Raw genomic sequence first — 24,938 nt, forward strand, 5'->3', positions numbered from 1 at the left:
CTCGTGATGAGTGGATGCCGGGGGCGGATGCGGGGACTACCAGCGCGTCGTGCCGGTTCGTCCCCAGCCGATGATCTCGGCGGAGATGTCGCGTCCGTCGGCCCCGATCCAGCAGTCCAGCTGGATCGAGCCGTTGGCCGGGACGTTGTACGACGACGGGTAGGTGTTGAACTTCCGGTTGCCGTCGTAGCAGTCGATGCGGTAGTTGCCCGCCGGGAAGTCCTGCGTGTTCAGCTTCAGGTGGAAGCAGCCGTTCACGCAGCCGCCGACGGGGGATCCCTTCTCGACCGAAGCGCGCGGCTGCGGCGGGGGCGGGGGGTTCGGCGTCGTCACGCTCGCGGAGGCTTCACGCGCCTCGCTGCCGGCGGCGCTCACACGCACCCGGATGGACTGCGTGCTGCTGTAGCCGACGTCGCCCTGCGAGCGCGATCCGCTCGCGTCGACGCGCTGCCAGCCGCCGCCGTTCACGCTGATCTCCGTGGTGATGTCGCGACCGTTGCGGGCGGGCGACGACCACGACAGCGTGACGCGGTTGCCGTCGCGGCTGGCGTTGGCCGACGGGTTACCGATCTGGCCGTACGGCGCGACCTGGTTGGATGCCGCCGAGGGCTCGCCCTCGTACCGCGATCCGTCGGCCGTGGCGACGGCACGAACGCGCACCGTGTAGGTGCCGTTGTTGTTGACCTGACCGTTGCCGATCGTGCCCGATCCGCCGTTGCCGCCGCCGATCCAGTCGTTGCGCCAGCCGCCGTTGTTGACGGAGTACTGGTAGCTGACCTCGCCCGGGTTCGCGCCGTTGAGCGGCCCGGCCGTCCACGAGACGGTGACGCGGTTGTCGCCTTCGCTCGCGCTGATGCCGGTCGGGGCGCCGGGAGGCGTGAAGGCGCGTCGAGGCGCGGATGCCGCACTCCACTCGCCCCAGCCCGCCTTGTTCTGGGCGCGGACGACGAACGTGTAGTCGGTCGTCGAGGTGTCGACGGTCACGGCCTGGCTCGTCTGACCGGCGGGCACGCTGATGGTGTCGACGGTCGCCCCGCCGCGGCGGACCTGAAGCTGGTATCCCGCGATCGCGTCGCCGTTGTTCGCCGGCTGGTTCCAGCTCACCTGCATCTGCGAGCGATTGCCGACCGGGTTGAGGCGCTGCGTCGACGGTGCTCCAGGAGCGTCCGGCTTGCCGGCGGGCACCATCGCCTGCGACCAGACGCTCCAGCTCGACGGCTCGGGCGCACGGTTGTGGGCTCGGACGCGCACCTGGTACTGGACGCCGTTCTGCAGCCCGTCCCACGTGATGCGGGTACCGGTCACGCCGGTCTTCTCGGCGACCCCGGACGGCGGTGCGGGCGAGATCTGCAGGCTGTAGCTCTCGACGGGCGAGCCCTCGGTGCGCGGAACCGTCCACGACACGTCGAGGCTGCGGTCGCCGAAGGCCAGGCTCGGCGGGTTCGGCGTGTCGGGCCGCTGATCGGGACGCGCGGTCTCGGACGGCAGCGACGGGTCGGACTCGCCGACGCGGTTGGTCGCGGTGACCACGAAGTTGTACTCGACGTTGTTCGTCAGTCCGTCCAGCGTGCACGTCGTCGAACGGCACTCGCGCGTGTACGAACCGGCCGTGGAGCGCACGGTGTACCCGGTGATGGACGCGCCGTTGTCCACCGGCGGCGACCACGACATCACCACGGTGCGGCTCTCGACGCTCGTCACTGTCGGCTTGCCGGGAGCATCCGGACGCCCCTGGACGGTGATGCGGATCTGGCCCTCGACCTCACGGTCGGGGTCGCCCGTCGCGTCCTGGATCCGGTACCGCACGACGAGGGTTCCCACGAAGTCGTCGCGGCTGGTGACCTCTACGCGATCACCGGCGACGGTCGCCGAGGCTCCCGAGGTCTCGGTGAACGCTCCGACGACCTTCAGCGGCGTCTCGGGGAACGGGTTCACGTCGTTGTCGAGCACGGCGACCGAGATGGTCTCACCCTGGTCGGCCTGCTCGATGACATCGGCGTTCGCGGTGGCGAGCGGGCGCGTCGAGGCGGTCACGGTGACCGTGATCGTCGCCGTCACCGGGTCCGATTCGCCGTCGGTGACGCTCACCTGCACGGGCAGCGAGGTCCCCTTGGCGACGTCCGTGCTCGCCTCCACCGAGAGCACCGAGCCGTCGATGCGCGCGGTCAATCCGTCGGGCGAGCCGCCGACGATCGCGAACCGCAGCTTCTCGGCATCGCCGGGATCGGGGTCGGTCGCGAGCGCGGCGAGATCGAGGGTCCGCGCATCCTCGCCCTGCGCGACCTCCATCTGCGCGCCGATCATGCTCGGCGGGCGGTTGTCGGGCGGCGTGACGGTGATCGGGATCATCAGGGTCGCCTTGCGGCCCTCGGGGTCGTCGGGCCCCGAACCGTCGGTGACTTCGAAGGTCAGGGCGTCCTGACCGAAGTAGTCGGCAGCGGAGGTGTACTCGAGCGTCCGCTCGTCCTTGACGAGGGATGCACCGTTGGAGTGGGCCGCCGTGACCTTCTCGGCCTCGGTGATGACGACATCCCGTCCGCCCGAGGCGCGCACGTACTCCGACAGCGGCAGCTCGACGGTCTCACCGCTCTGGACGACGAGAGGCTCGGTCGAGATGAGGCTCGGCGGCAGCTCGGCGAGCGAGGGCACGTGGATGAAGGCGGCCGCGGTGAGCTCGTCCTCGTCGGTGATGAAGTAGGTGATGAGCTGGCGCTCGTCGGTCAGCGGCACCGACACCGTGCCGTTGGGGCGCACGGTGGCGTTCTCGCCGCCGGCGCCGAGGGTCACGCGCAGCGCACTGCGTGTGCCGTCGGGGTCGTCGTCGTTGTCGAGCACCGCGACCTCGGCCACGCCGTTCTCGTCGACGTCCTCGGCGCGCACGCGATCGTCGCGGGCGATCGGGCGCTGCAGCGGCACGTCGGGGTCGACGGTGATCTGCACGGGGGCCGTCGCGGTGAGGCCGCGGACGTCCTCGATCGTGTACTGGATGCTCGTGTTCATCGGCACGTCGGGCGCAGTGATGACGATCTGCTCGCCCGACACCTCGGCCGCGAGACCGTCGACGTCCGGCACCTCGAGCGCGTCGGCAGCGAAGCCGAACTGGTCGCCGTCGGGGTCGGAGTCGTTCTCGAGCACCGAGACCGCCACCTGGCGTCCCGGCCGCATGATGACGGCATCCTTCACGGCGTACGGCGCCTGATTGGTCGTCTCGGGCGGCGCGACGCCGACCTGGATACGCGCCGTTCCCTCCTTGCCGAGGCGGTCGCGCACCCGGTAGGTGAACGAGTCGGAGCCGACGCTCGTGTCGAAGGCCTCGTAGACGAAGGTGTTCGACCCGGTCTCGACGATGCGACCCTTGCTCGGCGAGCTCGCGATGCCGATCAGCTCGACGGAGTCGCCGTCCTCGTCGATGCCGTCGAGGGGCACCGGGATCGTGACCTTCGAGCCGCTCAGGGTGCGCGCGGTGAGGTCGCGGGGGCGCGGCGCGGCGTTGGCGTCGTCCTGTCGGGGCAGGATCTGGATCGTCACGTACGCACCGGCACGCTGACCCGAGCTGTCGACAGCCTCATAGGTGGCGTTGACGGTCTTGGGCTCGTCACCGGCACGGAACCGGAGCTTGTCCTCCGAGACGAACACCTGGCCGTCGGCCTCGTCGACGAGCGGCGGAACGAGCTCGGGAGACACATGCAGGGTGTCGCCGTTGGGGTGGGTGTCGTTCGCGAGCACGTCGATCGTGACGACATCGCCGACGCGCACGACCGCCGTGTCGTTGTTCGCGACCGGTGGCCGCAGCCGGTCGGGCGCCGGGATCGGGATGACGACGATCTCGCCCGTGGCGGATTGGTCGCCGTTGGAGATCGTGTACGACACCCGCGTCTGCTCGCTGAGCGAGCCCTGGTCGGTGATGCGGACGGTCTCGTGGCCGAGCACGGCTGCCGTGACGCCGCCCTCGGGGTCGGCGGTCACCGACTGGACGACGAGGATGCCGCCGGCCGGGTCGGTGTCGTTGCCGAGGACGTTGACCAGCACGTCGCCGCCCGTCGGCAGCAGCGCGACGTCTCGCACGGCGACGGGCGGGAGGTTGGTGTCCGCCGCCGGCAGCACGTCGACGCGCACGAGTCCAGGGACGCTGTTGGGGCCCGCCGAGACGAGGTAGTCGACGTAGTAGGTGTTGACGACGTCGGACGTGAAGGTGAAGGTCTGCTCGGCGAAGTCGGGCTGGATCGTCGCGCCTTCGACCTCCTCGACGCGCGTCAGGCGCAGCGGCTCGCGCCCCGCGCTCGTGTCGTTGGTGAGCGGCGACACCGTGACCGACTGGCCGACCCGGGTCACGACGTGGTCGGCGTTGGTGACGGGGACCGTCGTCCCGGGAGGACGGACGTCGATCCGAAGCACTCCGGCGCCGTCATCCGTGCCGTCCGAGACGATGATCGGCACGTCCTTGCGGCCCTGCACCGCGCCGATCGCACGATAGGTGATCTGTCCGTCGGACGTGAAGTCGGCCTCGTCGCCGCCGTCGGGCTGGACCGACTTCAGGAAGATGTCGTCGCCGTCCGGGTCGATCCATTCGCTCAGGACGTTGTACGACGTGGTGCCGCCGGCCTCGACCGTCACCGGCGTGACGCGCTGCTGGACGGGCGGGGAATTCTCGTTGTCGCCGCGCACCGAGAGCCGCACCGTCGCGGATGCCTCGCCGCCGCGGCCGTCGTCGGCGGTGTAGGTGAACGACGTCGAGCCTGACGCATCGTCGGGCACGGCGATCTGGAGGGCGCCGCCGTTCTGGATCTGCGATATCTCACCGAACGCGGGATCGCTCGTGGCCTCGGCGACGAGCACGTCGCCGTCGGCATCGGTGTCGTTGAAGAGGACAGGCAGCACGGTCGTGCGACCGGGGCGCACACCGAACGAGTCGTCGCCGGCGATCGGCGGCGTGTTCTCCTCGGTCCGCTCGGGCAGGGCGGTCTCGACCGTCTCCTCGGTCGTCTCCTGCTCCTCGTCGCCGGTGCCTTCCGGCGGGGTGATGTCGGTCCAGTTGTCGACGCGCTGCATGTTCTCGCTCGCGAGCCAGGCCGCACCGCCGAACACGTCGTTGAGCACGACGACATCCCGATTCACGCGGAACTCCAGTTTCGCGGCGGGATCGATGCCCTCGATCTCCTGCACCAGATCGTCGGCGTCGTTCGCACAGTCGCGGACGAAGACTCCCGATCCCGACCACGCGCCGTAGGCACAGCCGCCGACGTAGACGGGGTCGGCGGGGGTGCCCTCGGCACCGGCCTCGATCGTCGTCGTCTGTCCCCCGGGCTGCACGCGCAACAGGGCGCTGCGCGTGCTCACGGTGAGGGTATCGGCGGAGTTGGACGGACGCTGCAGCAGCGCATCGGCGGGAAGATCGGTCTGCGAGCCGTCGCCGCCATAGAGCACATTGGTCTCGCGGTCGAGCACGAACGGCGTCTGCCCGAGTGAGGTGATGGCCAGCTCGTGATCCTCGGCGATGCCCTCGAGGCTCCGCTCGGCGGTCTGCGCGACGGTGCCGTCGCCGATCGGCGCGTAGGCGTACAGCGACGCGCCGGCCGCGGACGCGGCATAAATCGTGCCGTCTGTGCCGACCGTCGCCGTCGCGTTCTCCCCGAGCTCGGCGATCGGCTCGTTGCCTTCGAAGCTGAAGCCGTTCACACCGGCGAACTGGACGGTGCGCAGGTCTCCCGCGGCGTCGAGCACCGAGACGGTGTCGGATCCGAGGGCGATCTGCGCGCCCGGCTGCACCTCAGCGGTTCCCGACAGCACGACCTTCGCGGGATCGACGGCCGACATCGCCGATCCGTCCGCGTCGACCACGACGACGCGGGGACCGGATTGGAGCACGTCGTACTCGGCGGATGTCGTGCGCAGGCTGCCGTCGAGCACGCGGGACTCGTTGTTGTAGTGCCCCACGAGCAAGCTGGACTGCTTCGTCACCCACACGCCGCCGTCGTGGAGATCGACCTCGGTCGTGGGCTCACCCTCGTAGGCGACCGCGAGGGTTCCGATGGTCAGTGCCGCGACGGTGACGATACCGGCGGAGATGAACGTTCGCGGGCGTGCCCGCAGCCACGAGGTCGACGTCATTGGGCTCGGCTCCCCCCGGGGCGACGGTGATCGGCCCGGCTTCCGGGCTCGCACTGGTTGAACTGCGGAACCACCCTATGTCAGGAGAAGTGCCGGATTTGTCGGTTGACATGGGGAGTTCTCCCCATGTCGACCATCGCGATGGTGTGCATCATCTCTCCGATCCGGCGCGGGTGCCGATGTAGCGGCCGAGATGCTCCGCTGTGAGGGTGTCGCCAGCCGCGACGAGGTCGGCCGGTGTCCCCTCGAACACGACCCGCCCGCCGTCGCGCCCGGCACCCGGTCCGATGTCGATGATGTGATCGGCGTGCGCCATGACGGCCTGATGATGCTCGATGACGATGACCGAGTTGCCGGCGTCGACGAGCCGGTCGAGCAGCGCGAGCAGATTGTCGACATCCGCGAGATGCAGACCCGTCGTCGGCTCGTCGAGGATGTACACCGAGCCGGACGTAGCCATCGAGATCGCGAGCTTCAATCGCTGCCGTTCTCCGCCCGAGAGGGTGCTCAGCGCCTGCCCCAACGTGATGTACCCGAGGCCGACGTCGATCAGGCGCGACAGGACTCCTCCCGCCGCCCTCGGCGGAAGCGCCTCGGCGGCCTCTGCCGCGCTCAGGGCGAGCACCTCGGCGATGGTGCGACCGTCGAGGGTGTACCGGAGCACCTCGGGGCTGAATCCCGACCCCTCGCATACGTCGCACTCCGTCTCGACGGATGCGGTGATGCCGAGCTTCGTGACGATGACGCCCAGCCCCTTGCAGGCCGGGCACGCGCCCTGCGAGTTGGCGCTGAAGAGAGCGGGCTTGACCCCGTTCGCCTTGGCGAACGCCGAGCGGATCGGATCGAGCAGGCCCGTGTAGGTCGCCGGACTGCTGCGCCGGTTGCCCCGGATCGGCGACTGATCGACGACGACCACCCCGTCCCGCCCCGCGAGGCTGCCGTGGATGAGCGACGATTTGCCCGAGCCGGCCACACCGGTGACGACGGTGAGAGTCCCGAGCGGGATGTCGACGTCCACCGACTTGAGATTGTTGGCGGTCGCACCCCGGATCTCGAGGATGCCGGACGCCGTGCGCACCGCCGCTTTCAGCTGTGCCCGGTGGTCGAGGTGCCGACCGGTCAGCGTGCCGGATACCCGCAGCTCGGCGACCGATCCCGTGAACTGGATCCTCCCGCCGTTCCGTCCTGCGCCGGGCCCGAGATCGATGACGTGATCGGCGACCTCGATGACCTCGGGTTTGTGCTCGACCACGAGCACCGTATTGCCCTTGTCGCGGAGCCCGCGGAGCAGATCGTTCATCCGCTGGATGTCGTGCGGGTGAAGACCGGCTGTCGGCTCGTCGAAGACGTACGTGACGTCGGTCAGGCTCGACCCGAGATGCCGGATCATCTTCGTTCGCTGGGCCTCGCCGCCCGAGAGTGTTCCCGAGGAGCGGTCGAGCGAGAGATAGCCGAGGCCGATGTCGATGAACGACTGCACGGTGGCACGCAGTCCCGCGAGCAACGGCTCGACGGAGGGGTCGTCTATCGAGCGGAGCCAATCGGCGAGGTCGGTGATCTGCATCGCCGCGGCATCGGCGATGTTCACTCCGGCGATCCTCGCCGAACGTGCCCCGTCGTTGAGCCGCGTCCCCCCGCATGCCGGGCAGGGCATGAACTTCACCGCCCGCTCGACGAACGCCCGGACGTGGGGCTGCAGCGACTCGCGGTCCTTCTGCAGCATCGACTTCGTGACCCGCGGGACGAGTCCCTCATAGGTCATGTTGATGCTCTGGATCTTGACCTTGGTGGGCTCTTTGTAGAGGAAGTCCTCGAGCTCGGTATCCGAGTAGTCGGCGATCGGCTTGTCGGGATCGAGCAGTCCCGATTCGCTGTACCCGCGCACCATCCAGCCGTCGGCGCTGTAGCCCGGAACCCGGATGGCGCCGTCATTGAGAGACTTCGACCGGTCGACCAGCTCATCGATGTCGATGTCGCTGACCTCGCCGAGCCCTTCGCAGTCGGGGCACATGCCGCCCGTCACCTGGAACGACCGGCGTTCCGCACGGCCTTCCTCGCCTCCGACGGCGATCATGATCTCGCCGGCACCCGACACCGACGGCACGTTGAACGAGAACGCCTGCGGCGACCCGACGAACGGCTGGCCGATACGACTGAACAGCACGCGCAGCATGGCATGCACGTCGGTCGCCGTGCCGACCGTCGAGCGGGCGTTCGCGCCCATCCGCTCCTGATCGACGATGATCGCCGGGCTGATGTTCTCGAGCGCGTCGACATCGGGGCGCCCGATCTGCGCCATGAACTGCTGGACGAAGGTCGGGTAGGTCTCGTTGATGAGACGCCGCGACTCGGCGGCGATCGTGCTGAAGACGAGCGAGGACTTGCCGGAACCGCTCACGCCCGTGAAGACGGTCAGCCGTCGTTTCGGGATGTCGACGTCGACACCGTTCAGATTGTTCTCACGCGCACCGCGGACGCGGATGAGCTCGTGCGAATCGGCGGCGTTCTCAGCGGATGCGGCGGCCATCGGACATCCTCTCGGTACGAACCTCCCCATTGTGGGGCTTCGTGTCGTCGAGGGCGAGAGCTCGGTGGCATCCGACGACGTGGTCGTCGACCATGCCGGACGACTGCATGAGCGCGTACATCGTCGTCGGCCCGACGAACCGGAACCCGCGGCGCCGCAGGGCCTTGCTCATCGCCTCGGATTCCGCCGTCACCGGGGGCACGTCGGCGAGCGTTGCGGGGCGTGGCCGGTCAGCCTCGGGCGCGAACGACCACATGAGCTCGTCGAACTCGCCGTCGGAGAAGCCGAGCAGCAGCCTCGCGTTCGAGATGGTGGCCTCGATCTTCGCCCGATTGCGGATGATGCCGGCATCCGCCATGAGGGCCGCGATCTCGTCGGCGCCGAATGCGGCCACGCGCACCGGCTCGAATCCCGCGAAGACTTCGCGGAAGCGCGGGCGTTTGCGCAGGATCGTGATCCAGCTGAGCCCCGCCTGGAACCCCTCGAGGCTCAGCTTCTCGAACAGCGCGCGGTCGCCGTGGAGCGGGCGCCCCCATTCTTCGTCGTGGTAGCGCCGGTACTCGACGTCATCGCCCACCCAGCCGCATCGGTCCAGGCCGTCGGGTCCGGTGATGAGGTCGAGCGCCATTCCGCCAGGCTAGCGAGCGCCGCCGACATGCGGCGGTTCGCCACCGCCGCAGCCGGTCTCACGAGCCGCGCTTGCCCGACTTCGCGAGCGTCTTCTCCGAGACGGGCGCGGTACCCGACGCGGCGAGGTCGGCGAAGTACTCGCGTGCCTCGCGCTGCCGCTCCGCCTCCGCGCCCGACGCGATGGGCGCGCGGACGTGCTCGGGCGCGAAGCCGAAGGCGTCGACGAGGTCCTGGGCATGCGGGCGCAGACGCGCGCACAGCCGGTCGATGTAGCTCGTGACGGCCGCCGCGCGCTGGGTCGAGAGGCGACCGTTGATGAGGTACCACGCGAGATGCCGCTCGATGAGGGTCAGACCGAATAGGTCGCGCAGCCACACGAGCACCTGGCGGGTGCCCTCGTCTTCGATGCGCTCGACACCCTGTGCGAACGCTTCCCACTGGAGGAGCTCACCGTGAGCGCGGGCGGCCTCGATCAGCTCCGACTGGTGCTGGTTGAAGACGGCAGCGGCATCCTGCTGCGACATCTTCGATGCGGGCCGCAGCGCGGCGGCGATGTCGGCGATCATCTGCTCGACCCGGCCCGTCAGCAGCTCGTGCTGCTGCTCTGCCCGCAGCCCGAGCTGCACCGATCGTGCCGTCTGCCCGAAGTCGGCGACCGACTGACCGAGCCGACGCAGCCCGGCACCGTGGAACACGCGCTCGGCGGTGGAGACGGCGGCGAACTTCGCGAGCGCCTTCGCGTCGGCTCCCTTGAACTGCTTCGCGTAGTCGCTGAGCAGACGCTTGCCCACCAGCTGCAGGAGCACGTTGTTGTCGCCCTCGAAGGTGGCGAAGACATCGAGGTCGTGGTGCAGGTCGACCATGCGGTTCTCGGCAAGGAAGCCCTGGCCTCCGCACGCCTCACGGCACTCCTGGATCGTGTCGAGCGCATGCCACGTCGACAGCGGCTTGAGGGCGGCGGCGAGCGTCTCGAGGTTCTCGCGCCCCTCCGGGGTGTCGGTGCGCCCCGAGAACACGCCGTCGAAGGACTGCAGCAGCTCGTCGTGCGAGAAGTACTGCGCGTAGGTCTGCGCGATGCGCGGCAGCAGGCGGCGCTGATGCCGGCCGTAGTCGAGCAGGGTGACCTCGTCGGTGCCGGCACCGGAGTCGAACTGACGACGCTGGTTGGCGTACGTCACGGCGATGTACTCCGCGAGCGCCGAGGCGGTCGTGGCGGAGCCGTCGAGCGATACACGCCCCTGCACGAGGGCGCCGAGCATCGTGAAGAACCGGCGGCCGGGGCTCGCGATGTCGGAGCTGTAGGTGCCGTCCGCAGCGACGTCGCCGTACCGGTTGAGCAGGTTCGTGCGCGGGATACGGACGTGATCGAAGTGGAGACGGCCGTTGTCGATGCCGTTGAGCCCGCCCTTGACGCCGTCGTCCTCGCCGCCGACACCGGCCAGGAAGTTGCCCTCGTCGTCGCGGAGCGGCACGAAGAAGCAGTGGACGCCGTAGTTCACGCCGCCCGTGATCAGCTGAGCGAAGAGGGTGGCAGCCTTGCCGTGCACCGCCGCGTTGCCCAGGTAGTCCTTCCACGCACCGCGGAACGGCGTGTGGATGACGAACTCCTCGGTCTCGGGGTCGTACGTGGCGGTCGTGCCGATGGCCGCGACATCCGATCCGTGCCCGGTCTCGGTCATCGCGAACGCGCCCGGCAGGCGCATCTCCATCGCGTCGCGCAGCCAGGCGTCGTGGTGGGGCTTCGTGCCGAGCTGGTGGATGGCCGAGCCGAAGAGGCCCCACTGCACGCCGGATTTGATCTGCAGGCTGGGGTCGGCCAGCACGAGCTCCTGGAAGCCGGCGAGGTTCGCACCGTTGTCGCCGTCGCCGCCGTACTCCTTGGGGTAGCCGCGTCCGGAGGCGCCGCGTTCGACGAGCAGGTGGAGCTGCGTGAGCACGCGTTCGCGGTGCTCGGCCATCGGCTCGCCCGGGATCTGCCAGAACACGGGATCTTTGATCATCTCGCGTGCCTCGCGCCGCGTCGCCGCCCAGGTTCCGAGCAGCATGTCGGTGACCGCGTCGATGTCGATGCGCGCCTCGTGCGCCTCCTCCGCGGTATGGGGCGCGGTCGGGGCTCCCCCGGCGGGGGTGCGGTCTGCGGTTGCGGGCTTGTGGGGACGAACAGCGGCGTCGGTCATCGCGTGCCTTTCGACGTCGGAAGGATCGGAGTCAGTATTCACGGTAGGACTTCCACAACGCCTCGCCAAGCGAGTTGGTCGGTCAGCACAACCGGATGCCGGTACGTCGGCGACCCGCATTGTGCGACGGCGACATCCACGCTCGCCTCTGCGATCAGCGCGCGCCCTGCATCCGCGCCATCGCGGACTGGATCGCCACCGCCGCCGCGCCCCGGGCCCACGCTCGGAAGCCCGTCTCGTCGACGTGGATCGTGATCTCGGCGGCATCCGCGGACCGCCCCGCGCGGATCGCGTCGCGGATCTCGGTCTCGGCGAGCGCGAACAAGCCGATACCTTCGCCCGCGAGGACGACGTCCGCCTGCAGCGAGAGGTTCGCCGCGAGCGCGATCATCCGGCCGAGAGCGATACCGGCGCCGGCGACCACGGCGCGCGCCGCGGGCTCTCCCGCACTGGCGAGCCGCAGCGTCTCGTCGTAGTCGACGGGCCGGCCGAGTGCCGCCGAGACCTGCGCTGCGATCGACCCCGACGAGAGCATCGCCTGCGAGCAGCCGCGGTGCCCCTCGGAGCACAACGGACCATAGGGATCGAGCGGCAGATGCCCGCCGGTGCCGACGATGGCGTCGAGCGTGCGCACGACCCGACCGCCGACGACGAGGCCATAGCCGACGCCGGCGCCGATCGTGATCGTGATGAACCCCGGCAGACCGCGACCGGCGCCGAACCACCGCTCGGCCTCGGTGAGGGCGACGAGGTCGTTCTCGACCGTCACGGGCGCGCCGATCGCCTGTTCCAAACGCGCGCCGAGGTCGACCTCGCCCCACCCGAGGAACGGCGCGTGGCGCACGACGCCGTCGTGGACGTTGCCGCCGAGCCCGAGACCCACGCCGACGAGGCCGTCAGCGCCGAGCGCCGTAACGGCCGCGGCGACCTCGCCGACGACGGCATCCGGATCGCGATCGGGGATGGGTCGCTCGTGTTCGGCGAGAAGGTCGGCACGGATGTCGGTACGCACGGCGTACAGGCCGTCGCCGGTGAGCTTCATGCCGATGAAGCAGCCCGAGTTCGGGGCGATGTCGAGCGGGCGCGACGGTCGGCCGATCGAGCCGTCGGAGATGTCGTCGAGCTCGACGAGCAGGCCGCTGTCCAGCAGCGGTTTGGCGAGCCGGGTCAGGCTCGCCGGCGACAGACCGAGTCGCGTCGTGAGCTCGCGTCGCGACAGCGGACCGTGAATGAGGACGGCGCGGGCCAGGGCGGCTTCGTTGTCGCTCATCGTCACCCCTTATCGAGTTGGTTCCAGTGTGACACAAAAGTGGGTGCTGGCTGGCGCAAATGGCGTCGAATCATCGCGCTGGGTGATCCTTTATTTTCATGGTAGAACTAACCCCATGGCCGATTCCGACAACGATGTCCTTCACGATCCGACCGACACGACGGCACCGGTCGGCGCGGTCGCCCACCTGCGCCGCGACGGCACGAGCGTCGTCGTCGACCTCGCGGCACAGCCGCATCCTGCGATCGTGCACTGGGGCGAAGACCTCGGCGACGCCTCGGAACGCACGCTGCAGTCGCTCGCGATCGCGGCGCGGCAGCAACGCGTCTCGGGCGGCCTCGACACGACGGCCCGACTGACCCTCGCCCCGACCGAGGCATCCGGCTGGCTCGAGACCCCCGCCGTGGAAGGACACCGCGACGGCCGCGGCGCGAGCGCCCTGTTCACTCTGCGCGACGCCGTCGTGAACACAGACGCAATGCGCGTCGACCTGGCCGACGACGAGGCCGGGTTGGCCCTGCGGGTCGATCTCTCGGTCGGCGCCGGCGGGCTGCTGCGCGGCCGCCTCACCCTGCGCAACACCGGCTCGACCCCGTACACGGTGCTGACGCTGCAGGCGATGTTGCCGTTGCCGTGGGATGCCGCCGAGATCCTCGACACGACGGGGCGACACCTGCGCGAGCGCTCCGCCCAGCGCCACGATCTCACCTTCGGATCGCACGTGCGCGAGAGCCGGCGCGGCCGTCCCGGCGCCGACGCCACGCTGCTCCTGGCCGCCGGACGCCGCGGCTTCGGCTTCGAGCACGGGCGCGTGCACGGCGCACACGTCGCGTGGAGCGGCAACCAGCGACTGCTTGCCGAGCGCACCCCGACGGGCGATGTCTTCCTCGCCGGCGGCGAGCTCTACGGACCCGGCGAGATCATCCTGGCCCCGGGCGAGGAGATCGCCTCGCCCGAGCTCCTCGGGTCGTGGGGCGACGGCCTCGACGAGCTCGCGGCGCGGTTCCACGCCGGCGTGCGTGCCCGCCCGCAGCACCCGCACCGTCCGCGCCCCGTGACCCTGAACACGTGGGAGGCGGTCTACTTCGACCACTCGCTCGAGAAGCTCCTCGCGCTCGCCGACCGGGCCGCCGAGCTCGGCGTCGAGCGGTACGTGCTCGACGACGGCTGGTTCCGGCTGCGCCGCGACGACACGGCCGGACTCGGCGACTGGTACGTCGACGACACCGTGTGGCCGCAGGGACTGCACCCCCTCGCCGACCACGTCGTCGCCCGCGGCATGGAGTTCGGCCTGTGGTTCGAGCCCGAGATGGTCAACCCTGACAGCGACCTCGCGCGGCAGCATCCGGAATGGCTGTTCCGCGGGCGCGCCGGACTGCCACCCTCGGCCCGCCAGCAGCAGGTGCTCAACCTCGCGCATCCGGGCGCCTACGACTACATCTCCGAGCGCATCCACGCGATCCTCGCCGAGTACCCCATCGCCTACATCAAGTGGGACCACAACCGAGACCTCGTCGACGCGGCATCCGGTCCGGGAGGCGCACGCCAGGTGCACGCGCATACCCTCGCCGTGTACCGGCTGATCGACGAGCTCAAGGCGACCCACCCGGGGCTCGAGATCGAGAGCTGCGCGTCGGGTGGCGCCCGCACCGACCTGGGCATCCTCGACCGCACCGACCGGATCTGGACCAGCGACTGCCTCGACCCCGTCGAGCGCCTCGAGATCCAGCGCTACACCGCCCTCGTGGTGCCGCCCGAGATGATGGGCATGCACCTGACCACGCCCCATGTGCACTCGACGGGGCGCACCGTGTCGCTCGCCCTGAGCGGCGCCGTCGCCCTGTTCGGACACTTCGGGATCGAGTGGGACGTCACGACGATCTCGGATGCCGACGCGGTCGCGGTCGCGGAGTGGGTGGCTCTCGCCAAACGCGTACGCCCGCTCGTCGCGACCGGGCGGCTCGTCAACGTCGACGTCACCGACCCGGGGCTCGACGTGCGCGGCGTCGTCGGCGCCGACCGGGACGCGGCGTTCTTCACGATCGCCCAGACGCAGACGCTCATCTCCTCGCCCGCCGGCCGCGTCCGGTTGCCGGGACTCGACGACGCGACGGAGTACCGCGTGCGACTCATCACTCCGTGCGGCCTCGTGCAGACCCCGGCGCAGTCGCCGCTGGACTGGGCGCACCACGACACGGTGCTCACCGGACGCCAGCTCGCCGTGACGGGGGTGCGTCCCCCCGTGCAGAACCCGCAGCAGGCCGTCGTCGTCGAGATCACCCCGGCCTGACCGACCCATCCCCCCAGCGCAAGGAGGCGCGCCCCATGAGAAGACGAACCATCCGCACCGCCGCCGCCGTCGTCGGGCTCACCGCCCTGATGATCGGAGCCGGCGGATGCGCGGCGAACCCCGGCAACGGGGTGACGACGATCGACTTCTTCCAGTTCAAGGGAGAAGCCCTCGAGGACTTCACCGAGATCATCGCGCAGTTCGAGGCCGAGAACCCCGACATCCGGGTGGTCCAGAACCAGGTCGCCGATGCCGAGACGCTGATCCGGACGCTGCTCGTGAAGAACCGCACGCCCGACGTCATCACACTCAACGGCAACGGGAACTTCGGCAAGCTCGCCGAGGCCGGGGTCTTCTACGACTTCTCGGACGAACCTGTGCTCGACACGATCAACCCCGGGGTGCAGCAGATCCTCGAGCAGCTCGGCAACGCCCCCGGCGAGGTCAACAGCCTCGGCTACGTCAACAACGCCAACGGGATCATCTACAACCGCGCCATCTTCGCCGAGCAGGGCCTCGAGGTGCCCGAGACGTGGGACGAACTGATCGCGCTGTGCGACACGCTCGTCGAGCGCGGCATCCCGCCGTTCGCCACCTCGCTCGCCGAGAACTGGACCGCCATGCCGTCGTGGAACGGCATCGGCGCGTACGCCGCGCAGGACGGCTTCTTCGACGCGATGCGCTCGGAGGGCGAGAACGTCGGCCCGGACGCTCCGGTGTCGTTCGAGCAGGACTTCCCCGAGATCATGGAGCGTCAGGCGCAGCTGTTCGCGTATTCGCAGGAGGGCTACCGCGGGGCCTCGTACGACGACAGCACGGCGCTGTTCGCGCGGGGCGGTGCCGCGATGATGCTGCAGGGCATCTGGGCCCTCAGCCCGGTCAAGGCCGTCAATCCCGACATCGACGCGGCAATCTTCCCCTACCCGGTGCCCGAAAGCCCCGACGACCGCATGCTCGTATCGGGTGTGGACGTGACGGTGACGATGGCTCGCGACACCCCGCGCAAAGAAGAGGCGCTGCGCTTCATCGAGTTCCTCTTCCGCCCGGATGTGATCGAGCGGTTCGCAGCAGCCCAGACCATGGTGCCGTCCGTCGTCGGCGCCGAACTGGGCGACGACCCGGCCCTCGAGTCGATCGCGCCCTACTTCGACAGCGGCCGGATCACCGGCTTCATCGACCACCAGGTGCCGACGGCCATTCCGCTGACGGGCATCGTGCAGCAGTTCCTCTACGACGGCGACGTCGACGGGGCCCTGCGCACCCTCGACAACGAGTGGCGCAAGGTCGCCGCCCGCACCATCACCCCGGTCGAGGAGGACTGAGATGGCCACCACCGTCGCCCCCGCCCCGCGCTCGCGATCGAAGCTCGCTCCCCGCGCCTACTACTGGTTCGTGTGGCCCGCCGTCATCGCGTTCGCCGCGTTCCACACCCTGCCGGTCATCATCGGCGTGTTCTTCAGCTTTACGAACTATGCCGGCTACGGCACGTGGGACTTCGTCGGCATCGCGAATTACGTCAACATCTTCCGAGACGACCGCGTCCTGCAGGCCTACACCTTCTCGTTCCTGTTCGCGATCGTGGCCACGGTGCTCACCAACGCCATCTCGCTCGCGATCGCGCTCGGCCTCAACGCCAAGATCCGAGCCCGGAACTTCTGGCGCGGCGTGTACTTCGTGCCGTACATCCTCGCGGTGCTGGTCGTGGGCTACGTGTTCCAGTTCGTGTTCTCGAACTCGCTGCCGAAGATCCTCGCGGGCATCCCGCTGTTCCGCGACAACATCCTCACCAACCCCGACTGGGCGTGGACGGCGATCGTCGTGCTGGCTGTCTGGCAGGCCTGCGCCTTCTCGATCATCATCTACCTGGCGGGGCTGCAGACCATCCCCGCCGACATCTACGAGGCGGCATCCATCGACGGCGCCACCCCGGCCCGCCAGTTCCGCTCGATCACCTTCCCCCTGATCAGCGCCTTCTTCACCATCAACGTCGTGCTCAGCCTGAAGGGCTTTCTGCAGGTGTTCGACCCGATCATCGCCCTCACCAACGGCGGCCCGGGAACCTCGACCGAGTCGGTGACGATGCTGATCTTCCGCGGCGGCTTCACGGGCGGCGAGTTCGCCTACCAGACCGCCAACGCCGTGATCTTCTTCATCGTCATCACGATCGTTTCGCTGCTCCAATTCCGGGTCCTTCAGCGCAGAGAGGCCGACTTCTGATGTCCAGCTCCACCTCCACCCCGGTCGAGGCCGGCCCCGCCACCACCGCCGTCGTCGTCCCCCGCCGTCGTCGCGGCGGTGGCGACCCCGGAGACACCCGCCCCACGAACTGGTGGGCGACCGCGCTCATCGCGGTGTGCTCGCTCACGGTCATCATCCCGCTGTACCTCGCCGTCGCCGTCGCCCTCAAGACGCCGGCGCAGCTCGCCGACGGCACCGGGTTCGAGCTGCCGTGGCCGATCAACTGGGACAACTTCGCCGTCGCGTGGGAGCGCACCGACTTCCCGCAGGCGCTGCTGAACACCGCCATCATCACCGTGGGCTCGGTCGTGTTCACACTGTTCACGAGCTCGCTGGTCGCCTACGCGCTCGCCCGAAACCTGCACCGCCCGTTCTTCAAGGGCGTGTTCTACTACCTGCTGGCCGCGCTGTTCGTGCCGTTCCCGATCATCATGCTGCCCCTGGTGAAGCAGACGTCGCTGCTCGGGCTCGACAACCCCGGCGGCATGATCGTCCTCTACACGATCTACGGCCTGAGTCTGAACATCTTCATCTACACCGCGTTCATCCGCTCGATCCCCATCGAGCTCGAAGAGGCGGCGCGGATGGACGGCGCCTCGACGTGGCGCGTGTTCCGGCAAATCGTCTTTCCGCTGCTCATGCCGATGAACGCCACCGTCGGCATCCTGACGTGCGTCTGGGCCTGGAACGACTTCATCATGCCGCTGGTCGTGCTGACATCGCCCTCAGACCGCACGCTGTCGCTCGCGCAGTACGTGTTCCAGGGGCAGTACAACACCGACTACACCGTGGCCTTCGCCTCGTACCTCATGGCGATGGCGCCGCTGCTGATCATCTACATCTTCTCGCAGCGCTGGGTGATCTCCGGGGTGATGCGCGGCTCGATCAAGTAGCCGCGGCGGGAGCCGGCGAAGCGCGGTGCTCGTCGTCAGTGGGATGCCACGACGGCGAGCACCGCGTCGCCGTAGGCCTCGCGCTTCTTGGCTCCGATGCCGGTGATGCCCTCGAGGTCGGCCGAGGTGCGCGGCCGGCGATCGGCGAGCGCGCGCAGCGTCGCGTCACCGAAGACGATGTAGGCCGGAACGCCCTGCTCGCGCGCCTGTTCGGCACGCCAGGCACGCAGCGCCTCGAACAGGTCGCGATCGCTCTCGGCGACCTGCTCGACCGCGGCCGACTTGCGCACGCGAGAGCCGCCGCTGTTCTGGCCCCGCCCGAGCACGTCGCGGCGCAGGGGGACGTTAGCCTCGCCCTTGAGCACCGGCGCTCCGGCCTCGCCGACCGCGAGCACGCCGTACTCGCCGCGAGCGACGAGGATGCCGCGGGCGAGCAGCTGCCGGATGACACTGCGCCAGTCCTGGTCTGACAGATCGGAGCCGAGGCCGTACGTCGCGAGTTCGTCATGACGCTGCTGCCGGATGCGCTCGGTCGACGCTCCGCGCAGGATGTCGACGAGGTGGCCGGCGCCGAACGACTGGTTGCGCTCGCGCTGCAGCCGCACGATCGTCGAGAGCAGCTTCTGGGCGGGGATCAGGCCGTCCCACGTGTCGGGCGGCGTGAGGCAGGTGTCGCAGTTGCCGCAGGGCTCGGAGTCCTGGCCGAAGTAGCCGAGCAGGTTCTGCCGACGGCACGCGACCGTCTCGCAGAGGGCGAGCATCGCGTCGAGGTGCTGCCCCATGCGCATCTTGAACGTGCGGTCGCCGGGGCTCTGATCGATGAGGCGCCGCTGCTGCACGACATCCCCCAGGCCGTAGGCCATCCAGGCGATCGACGCTTCGCCGTCGCGTCCGGCGCGCCCGGTCTCCTGGTAGTACCCCTCGACAGACTTCGGCAGATCGATGTGGGCCACGAACCGGACGTCGGGCTTGTCGATGCCCATGCCGAACGCGATCGTGGCGACCATGACGACACCGTCTTCGCGGAGGAACCGCGACTGGTGCTTGGCGCGCATCTCGGCCGGAAGACCCGCGTGGTACGGCAGGGCGTCGAGACCCTGTGCGGCGAGGTAGTCGGCGGTCTGCTCGACCGACTTGCGGCTGAGCGCGTACACGATGCCGGCGGATCCCTCGGGCATCGAGCGGATGAAGGTGACGAGCTGCCGCCGCGGATCGACCTTCGGCTCGATGCGGTACTGGATGTTGGGTCGGTCGAAGCTCGCGACGAAGTGCCGCGCCTGCGGCAGGCGCAGCCGCTCGGTGAGCTCCTGGTGCGTCGCGCGGGTCGCAGTGGCGGTGAGCGCCATCCGCGGCACCCCGGGGAACCGCTCGTCGAGGTCGCCGAGGGCGAGGTAATCGGGACGGAAATCGTGGCCCCACTGCGAGACGCAGTGCGCCTCGTCGATCGCGATGACGCTCAGGGCGCCCCGCTGGAGCAGCTGCGTCGTCTGCGGCACGCTCAGACGCTCGGGGGCGACGTAGAGCAGGTCGAGCTGACCCGCGAGGTACGCCTGCTCGACACCGGCGCGCTCACCCGGAGACTGTGTGGAGTTGAGGTAGGCCGCCCGCACGCCGTTGGCGATCAGCGCATCGACCTGGTCGTGCATGAGCGCGATGAGCGGGCTGACGACGAGTCCCGTTCCCGGGCGCACGAGCGCGGGCACCTGGTAGGTGATCGACTTGCCGCCGCCGGTGGGCATGAGCACGACGGCATCCCCGCCGCCGATGACGTGCGAGACGATGTCGCCCTGGTCGCCGCGGAAGTCGTCGTAGCCGAAGACCTCCTTGAGCACGGCGCGCGGGTCGGCGCCGGTGAAATCGCGACGCTCGAGCGAGAGGACGGCGGCGGGGGCCGCGTTCGGCACGGCACGCGGCGGCGCGGCACGCGGCGGCGCGGCGCCGGCGGATGCGCGGTCGCGGGTGGCGCGAGCGACGGCAGCGCCGTATCCGTCGAACTCGGGCGGCGGCGGCGCGTCGAAATCCTCGGGCGGTGCGAACTCGTCGGGGTTCCAGTCGAGGTCGGCGTAGGGATCGGCATCCCAGGACTGCTGCTCTCGACTCACTCGATTCACGATAGCCGCGGCATCCGACAGCCCGCTCCGTGCGTTCACAGGCGGGGTCACCTCCCGCCTCGTCAGCACCACCGTTCGGCGAGCGTCATGACGACGTTGAGGTTGCGGTTGGTCGCGATGCCGAGGAGCTTCGCCGCGCCCAGGGGATCGACCGTCCCGTCCTGATACCCGGGTTGCAGGAGCGCGTGGACCGCGCGGCCGCGGACCAGCATGCGGCCCGCGGCGGTCGCGAGCGCTTCGACCCGGGCGGCCGTGTCGGCGTCGAGCTCGTCCTTGAGCAGGTAGACGTAATGGCGGGCCAGGCCGGGGTTCGCCTCGCTCAGGGCGAGTGCCTCGGCGGCGAGCGCGGCGAACTCGTCGGCGCGGAACGTGATCGCCGGAACCTCGAACCCTCGATCGGCCGCGTATGCCCGCTCGAGCGTCTGCTCGATCTTCGCGCGGGAGCGCATGCGAGTGTCGAAGCGGATGTTGCCGGTGTTGATGTGCGTCGCGACGTCCTCGAAGCCGACGGCCTCGGTCACGCGGCGGATGTCGTCCTTCGGGAAGACGCGCGTCGCGCCGAGGTTGATCGCCCGCAGGAACCCGAGATGTGTGGCCACCGGCTCATCCTGCCCCAGGCCCGCGACATCCGGCATGGCCCGGCCATTCACGTCCCGGAGTCAGAGGCGGACGACCTCGGTCACGCGCACAACCGCCGTGCCTGCCTCGACGGACTGCTCCAGGTCGACCTCGGCCCGGATGCGCCAGTCGTGGTCTCCGGCGGGGTCGTCGATGACCTGCTCGACGCGCCAGAGTCCGTCGCGGGCCGCGGACTCGTCGATCACGCAGAGCGACGGCGAGCGCGCGGCACCCCCGGTGAGGACCTCGTCGTGGTCGTCGTAGTAGCGGTCGAGGACCTCCGGCCAGTCGACCTCGGGGTCGAGGGCTTCGAGCGCTTCGTCGTCCTGCAGCGCGGCGAGCTGTACCCGGCGGAACATATCGTTGCGCACCAGCACCGTGAACGCGCGCCGGTTCGCCAGCACCGACGGCGGCGCGGGCGGAACGACGGGAGCGTCGGGGTCGCCGGTGGGGTGCGCGAGCGACTCCCATTCGTCGACGAGGCTCGAGTCGACCTGGCGCACGAGCTCGCCGAGCCACTCGATGAGGTCCATGAGGTCGTCGGTGCGGGCCTCGGCGGGCACCGTCTGGCGGATCGCCCGGTACGCGTCGCTGAGGTAGCGCAGCACGAGGCCCTCGCTGCGACCCAGTTGGTAGAACGACACGAACTCGCCGAACGACATCGCCCGCTCGAACATGTCGCGCACGACCGACTTCGGCGACAGCTCGAAGTCGCGCACCCACGGCTGGCTCGACGCGAAGGTCTCGAACGCCTGGGCGAGCAGGTCGGCGAGGGGCTTGGGCCAGGTGATCTCCTCGAGCAGCGCCATCCGCTCGTCGTACTCGATGCCATCGCGCTTCATCGCGCCGACCGCCTCGCCGCGCGCCTTGTACTCCTGCTGCGACAGGATCGCGCGCGGGTCGTCGAGCGTCGCCTCGATCACGCTCACGACGTCGAGCGCGTAGTGCCCGGTGCCGGTCTCGGCATCATCGGGCGACAGCAGCTCGATCGCTGCGAGCGCGAACGGCGACAGCGGCTGGTTGAGCGCGAAGTTCGGCTGCAGATCGACGGTGAGCCTGATCGTCGACTCGGCCGGAGAAGCAGAAGACGCGGGGCGCACGACCTCGACGATGCCGGCGGCGACCAGGGTGCGGAAGATCGCGAGGGCCCGGCGGGCGAGGGCATACTGACGGGCGCGAGGCTCGTGGTTGTCGAAGACGAGCGAGCGGACGTTGCCGAACACGTCACCCCCGCGGCCGATGACGTTGAGCAGCATCGCGGCGGACAGCTGCAGCTGTGGCGTGAGGGGCTCGGGCTGCGCCTCGACGAGCCGCTCGAACGACCCCTCGCCCCAGTTGACGACGCCGGTGGGCGCTTTCTTGCGCACGATCTTCTTGCGCTTGGCGGGGTCGTCTCCGGCCTTCGCGAGCGCGACGGCGTTCTCGATCTCCCACTCCGGCGCCATGACCACGACGTTGCCGTGCGGGTCGAACCCGGCGCGACCCGCACGGCCCGCGACCTGGTGGAACTCGCGGGCCGTGAGCTGCCGCATCCGGGTCCCGTCGTACTTCGACAGCGCGGTGATGACGACCGTGCGGATCGGGACGTTGATGCCCACCCCGAGCGTGTCGGTGCCGCAGATGACCTTGAGCAGCCCGCGCTGTGCGAGCGTCTCGACGAGGCGCCGGTAGCGCGGCAGCATTCCGGCGTGGTGCACGCCGATGCCCGCCCGCACGAGGCGCGAGAGGGTCTTGCCGAAGCCGGTCGTGAATCGGAACCCGCCGATCGCCTCGGCGATGGCATCCCGCTGCTCGCGCGTCGTGATCTTCACGCTCGACAGCGCCTGCGCACGCTCGAGCGCCGCGGCCTGCGAGAAATGCACGATGTACACCGGGGTCTCGCGCTCCTCGAGCAGCCGCTCGAGCACGTCGTGCACGGGGCGCCGCTCGTACGAGAAGTGCAGCGGCACCGGCCGCTCGACGCCGGTGACAAGAGCGGTCCGCCGGCCCGTACGACGTGAGAGGTCGTCGGCGAGGTCGGTCACGTCGCCGAGCGTGGCCGACATCAGCAGGAACTGCGCGCGCGGCAGCGTGAGCAGCGGCACCTGCCACGCCCAGCCGCGATCGGGGTCGCCGTAGAAGTGGAACTCGTCCATGACGACCTGGCCGACGTCGGCGTCGGCTCCCTCGCGCAGGGCCAGGTTCGCGAGGATCTCGGCCGTGCAGCAGATGATCGGCGCCTCGGGGTTGACCGACGAGTCGCCCGTCACCATGCCGACCCTCTCGGCCCCGAAGATCTCGACGAGCGCGAAGAACTTCTCGCTCACGAGCGCCTTGATCGGAGCCGTGTAGTACGTGCGTCCACCACGGGCGACGGATGTCGCGTGCGCCGCGACCGCGACGAGCGACTTGCCCGTGCCCGTCGGCGTGGCCAGCACCACGTTCGCCCCCGAGACGAGCTCGATGACCGCTTCGTCCTGCGCCGGGTAGAGGGTGAGGCCCCGCCCTTCCGCCCACGTCGTGAACGCGTCGTAGATGGCGTCGTCGGAGGGATCCGGGCCGATGAGGTCGAGCAGCGGCGCGGAGGTCATCCCTCGAGTCTGCCCTACGCCCGCGGAGCGGTGGCCGCCGCGTCGACCTGCGGCCCACGGCCGTTGCGTCGCACGCCGATCACCCGGCCGTGCCGGCATCCTTCGCCTCGAGCACCCGGCCGCACGACTCGTCGACTCGCGCGGCGAACGCCGGATCGGACTGCGCCCGGGCGAGCACCGCGTCGTACATCGCGGGGAGCACCGTCGGATCGGCCGACGCCAGCACGATGTCGACCCCGGCCGACAGCGCCTCGACGGCCCGATCGCCGGGGGCGACGATCTCCGCTGCCGCCGCGGCCGAGAGGTCATCGGTGATCACGACGCCGTCGAAACCGACGCGATCGCGCAGCAGGTCGAGCACCGCCGGAGAGAACGCGGCCGGGTGATCCGGATCGATGTGCTGATACCGCGCCGTGCCGACCATGACGAGCGACGGACCGGATGCCGTGAGCTCGCGGTACACGTCGACATCCGGCGAGTCCGCCGAGACCACGCTGTCGAGCACTTCGGCGGTGTAGTCGGTGTTGGCATCCACCCGGCCGAGCCCGGGGAAGTGCTTGAACGTCGGCAGCACGCCCGATGCGCGCATTCCGTCTGCGAATGCGCCGGCGCCCGCGGCGACGGCCTGCTCGTCGTAGCCGTACTGCCGCCCGAGCGCGCCGATGGGCGGGTTGTTCAAGCGGGTCTCGGCGCTCGTGACGATGTCGGCCACGGGGGCGAGATTGACGTCGATGCCCGCGGCGGCCAGCTGCCCGCCCCAGGCGGTGGCGGCCGTGCGGAGCGCGTCGCGGCCGAGGTCGGCCTGCCGGATGGCGTAGGGGATCTCGTCGAACCCGGGTCCGCTCAGCACCTGCACCTCGCCGCCCTCCTGGTCGGTCGCGACCCAGAGCTTCGGTGATCCGTCGATGGCGAGGTCGCGGAACTGCGCGACGAGGGCCGCCGTGGCCTCGACGCCCGAGCTCGAGCGGCCGTGGAGGAAGAGGCCGCCCACGCCGCGGTCGCGGATCGCGGCTGCGGCATCCGGCGAGACCGTGTCGACCGGCGTGCCCACCATGAGCATCTGACCGACGCACCCTTCGAGCCCGAGGGCCGCGGCGGGGTCGGGGGAGGCTGTGGGAGTCGGGGGTGCCGGAGCCGTCGCGGTCGGGCTCGGGGCGGACGTCGTCGGGTCGGCCGGTGCGGGCTCGGGGGCGCAGCCGACGGCGAGCGCCAGCACCCCGACCAGGGCGGCGGCGAACGCGGAACGGGCGGCGCGCGAGGAGGAGGGAGTGCGGGTCACCCCTCCATGGTCACCCGGTCAACAGCAGCGCGCACCCGGGTTGCGGTCCTGGTCGTCCATGCGCTGGCGCCAGAACTGCCGCTCGGTGAGGGGCGGGGTGTCCGGGTGCGTCCGGCGCTGGTGGGCGAGGTACGTCGCGTACGCGTTGTCACCCATGAGCGAGGTGACGTACCAGTGCAGCGCACGCGCGGCGCGGAGGACGGCCCGACCGGCGCGCGCGCACAACT

The 24,938-nt window shown here is 69.9% G+C and carries 14 protein-coding genes; 4 read left to right on the forward strand and 10 right to left on the reverse strand.

The window, feature by feature from the left end; all coding sequences use genetic code 11:
* Positions 1-36 precede the first annotated feature (36 nt).
* The 5 genes from ACLBWJ_RS07940 to ACLBWJ_RS07960 all read right to left on the reverse strand — a co-directional run bounded on the left by ACLBWJ_RS07940 (position 37) and on the right by ACLBWJ_RS07960 (position 12,712).
* Entirely contained in the window at positions 37-6,108 is a 6,072-nt protein-coding gene (locus ACLBWJ_RS07940; RefSeq protein WP_447660048.1) for an Ig-like domain-containing protein, read from the reverse strand.
* Positions 6,109-6,259: 151 nt separating this feature from the next.
* On the reverse strand, positions 6,260-8,635 hold the full coding sequence (locus ACLBWJ_RS07945) for an ATP-binding cassette domain-containing protein (RefSeq protein WP_447660049.1): 2,376 nt from the start codon (positions 8,633-8,635) through the stop codon (positions 6,260-6,262).
* Positions 8,616-9,263 carry a DNA-3-methyladenine glycosylase I gene (locus ACLBWJ_RS07950; protein WP_112615889.1) on the reverse strand — a complete coding sequence of 216 codons (648 nt, stop codon included), beginning with the start codon at positions 9,261-9,263 and terminating at the stop codon, positions 8,616-8,618. Before ACLBWJ_RS07950 ends, ACLBWJ_RS07945 begins: the two co-directional genes overlap by 20 nt.
* Positions 9,264-9,321: 58 nt before the next feature.
* A complete protein-coding gene (locus tag ACLBWJ_RS07955) occupies positions 9,322-11,442 on the reverse strand; it encodes an acyl-CoA dehydrogenase family protein (protein ID WP_447660051.1) in 2,121 nt (706 codons plus the stop codon).
* A gap of 154 nt (positions 11,443-11,596) precedes the next feature.
* Positions 11,597-12,712: an ROK family transcriptional regulator gene (locus ACLBWJ_RS07960; RefSeq protein ID WP_323987052.1), complete on the reverse strand. Its 1,116-nt coding sequence runs from the start codon at positions 12,710-12,712 to the stop codon at positions 11,597-11,599.
* A 115-nt stretch (positions 12,713-12,827) separates the two neighbouring features.
* Here ACLBWJ_RS07960 and ACLBWJ_RS07965 point away from each other — a divergent pair, with 115 nt between their 5' ends.
* Genes ACLBWJ_RS07965 through ACLBWJ_RS07980 form a run of 4 tightly spaced genes read left to right on the forward strand, consistent with a single transcriptional unit; the run spans position 12,828 to position 18,133 of the window.
* Positions 12,828-15,002 (forward strand): alpha-galactosidase, encoded by a 2,175-nt coding sequence (locus ACLBWJ_RS07965; protein ID WP_447660052.1) that lies wholly within the window; start codon positions 12,828-12,830, stop codon positions 15,000-15,002.
* 35 nt (positions 15,003-15,037) lie between these two features.
* Positions 15,038-16,324, forward strand: a complete 1,287-nt coding sequence (locus tag ACLBWJ_RS07970) for an ABC transporter substrate-binding protein (protein ID WP_274178157.1) — start codon at positions 15,038-15,040, stop codon at positions 16,322-16,324.
* Position 16,325: 1 nt separating this feature from the next.
* Complete coding sequence (locus ACLBWJ_RS07975) at positions 16,326-17,219, forward strand: carbohydrate ABC transporter permease (protein WP_274178156.1); 894 nt, start codon at positions 16,326-16,328, stop codon at positions 17,217-17,219.
* The gene (locus ACLBWJ_RS07980) at positions 17,219-18,133 is read left to right on the forward strand and encodes a carbohydrate ABC transporter permease (protein ID WP_114588969.1); all 915 of its coding nucleotides are present in this window, start codon (positions 17,219-17,221) and stop codon (positions 18,131-18,133) included. The genes ACLBWJ_RS07975 and ACLBWJ_RS07980 overlap by 1 nt, the downstream gene beginning before the upstream one ends.
* Before the next feature lie 35 nt (positions 18,134-18,168).
* Here ACLBWJ_RS07980 and recQ read toward each other — a convergent pair whose 3' ends face one another.
* From recQ to ACLBWJ_RS08005, 5 genes are all read right to left on the reverse strand, one after another.
* Entirely contained in the window at positions 18,169-20,235 is a 2,067-nt protein-coding gene (gene recQ, locus ACLBWJ_RS07985; protein WP_269266943.1) for a DNA helicase RecQ, read from the reverse strand.
* A 71-nt stretch (positions 20,236-20,306) separates the two neighbouring features.
* Positions 20,307-20,843, reverse strand: coding sequence for a DUF1697 domain-containing protein (locus ACLBWJ_RS07990; RefSeq protein WP_274178153.1), 537 nt, complete (start codon positions 20,841-20,843; stop codon positions 20,307-20,309).
* Between the two features lie 60 nt (positions 20,844-20,903).
* The gene (locus ACLBWJ_RS07995; RefSeq protein ID WP_447660054.1) at positions 20,904-23,432 is read right to left on the reverse strand and encodes a DEAD/DEAH box helicase; all 2,529 of its coding nucleotides are present in this window, start codon (positions 23,430-23,432) and stop codon (positions 20,904-20,906) included.
* Positions 23,433-23,511: 79 nt separating this feature from the next.
* Positions 23,512-24,711: a glycoside hydrolase family 3 N-terminal domain-containing protein gene (locus ACLBWJ_RS08000; RefSeq protein WP_323987046.1), complete on the reverse strand. Its 1,200-nt coding sequence runs from the start codon at positions 24,709-24,711 to the stop codon at positions 23,512-23,514.
* An 18-nt stretch (positions 24,712-24,729) separates the two neighbouring features.
* Positions 24,730-24,936, reverse strand: coding sequence for a YbdD/YjiX family protein (locus ACLBWJ_RS08005; protein ID WP_274178151.1), 207 nt, complete (start codon positions 24,934-24,936; stop codon positions 24,730-24,732).
* Positions 24,937-24,938: the final 2 nt, after the last annotated feature.

The organism is Microbacterium sp. M4A5_1d (assembly GCF_053345465.1).

What these genes read in the sequence shown, in the direction of transcription:
- ACLBWJ_RS07950 (WP_112615889.1), bottom strand. Translation starts at nt 9,263, where the DNA reads ATGGCGCTCGACCTCATCACCGGACCCGACGGCCTGGACCGATGCGGC.
- ACLBWJ_RS07975 (WP_274178156.1), top strand. Translation starts at nt 16,326, where the DNA reads ATGGCCACCACCGTCGCCCCCGCCCCGCGCTCGCGATCGAAGCTCGCT.
- ACLBWJ_RS07940 (WP_447660048.1), bottom strand. Translation starts at nt 6,108, where the DNA reads ATGACGTCGACCTCGTGGCTGCGGGCACGCCCGCGAACGTTCATCTCC.
- ACLBWJ_RS07995 (WP_447660054.1), bottom strand. Translation starts at nt 23,432, where the DNA reads ATGACCTCCGCGCCGCTGCTCGACCTCATCGGCCCGGATCCCTCCGAC.
- ACLBWJ_RS07965 (WP_447660052.1), top strand. Translation starts at nt 12,828, where the DNA reads ATGGCCGATTCCGACAACGATGTCCTTCACGATCCGACCGACACGACG.
- ACLBWJ_RS07970 (WP_274178157.1), top strand. Translation starts at nt 15,038, where the DNA reads ATGAGAAGACGAACCATCCGCACCGCCGCCGCCGTCGTCGGGCTCACC.
- ACLBWJ_RS07980 (WP_114588969.1), top strand. Translation starts at nt 17,219, where the DNA reads ATGTCCAGCTCCACCTCCACCCCGGTCGAGGCCGGCCCCGCCACCACC.
- ACLBWJ_RS07960 (WP_323987052.1), bottom strand. Translation starts at nt 12,712, where the DNA reads ATGAGCGACAACGAAGCCGCCCTGGCCCGCGCCGTCCTCATTCACGGT.
- ACLBWJ_RS07945 (WP_447660049.1), bottom strand. Translation starts at nt 8,635, where the DNA reads ATGGCCGCCGCATCCGCTGAGAACGCCGCCGATTCGCACGAGCTCATC.
- ACLBWJ_RS07955 (WP_447660051.1), bottom strand. Translation starts at nt 11,442, where the DNA reads ATGACCGACGCCGCTGTTCGTCCCCACAAGCCCGCAACCGCAGACCGC.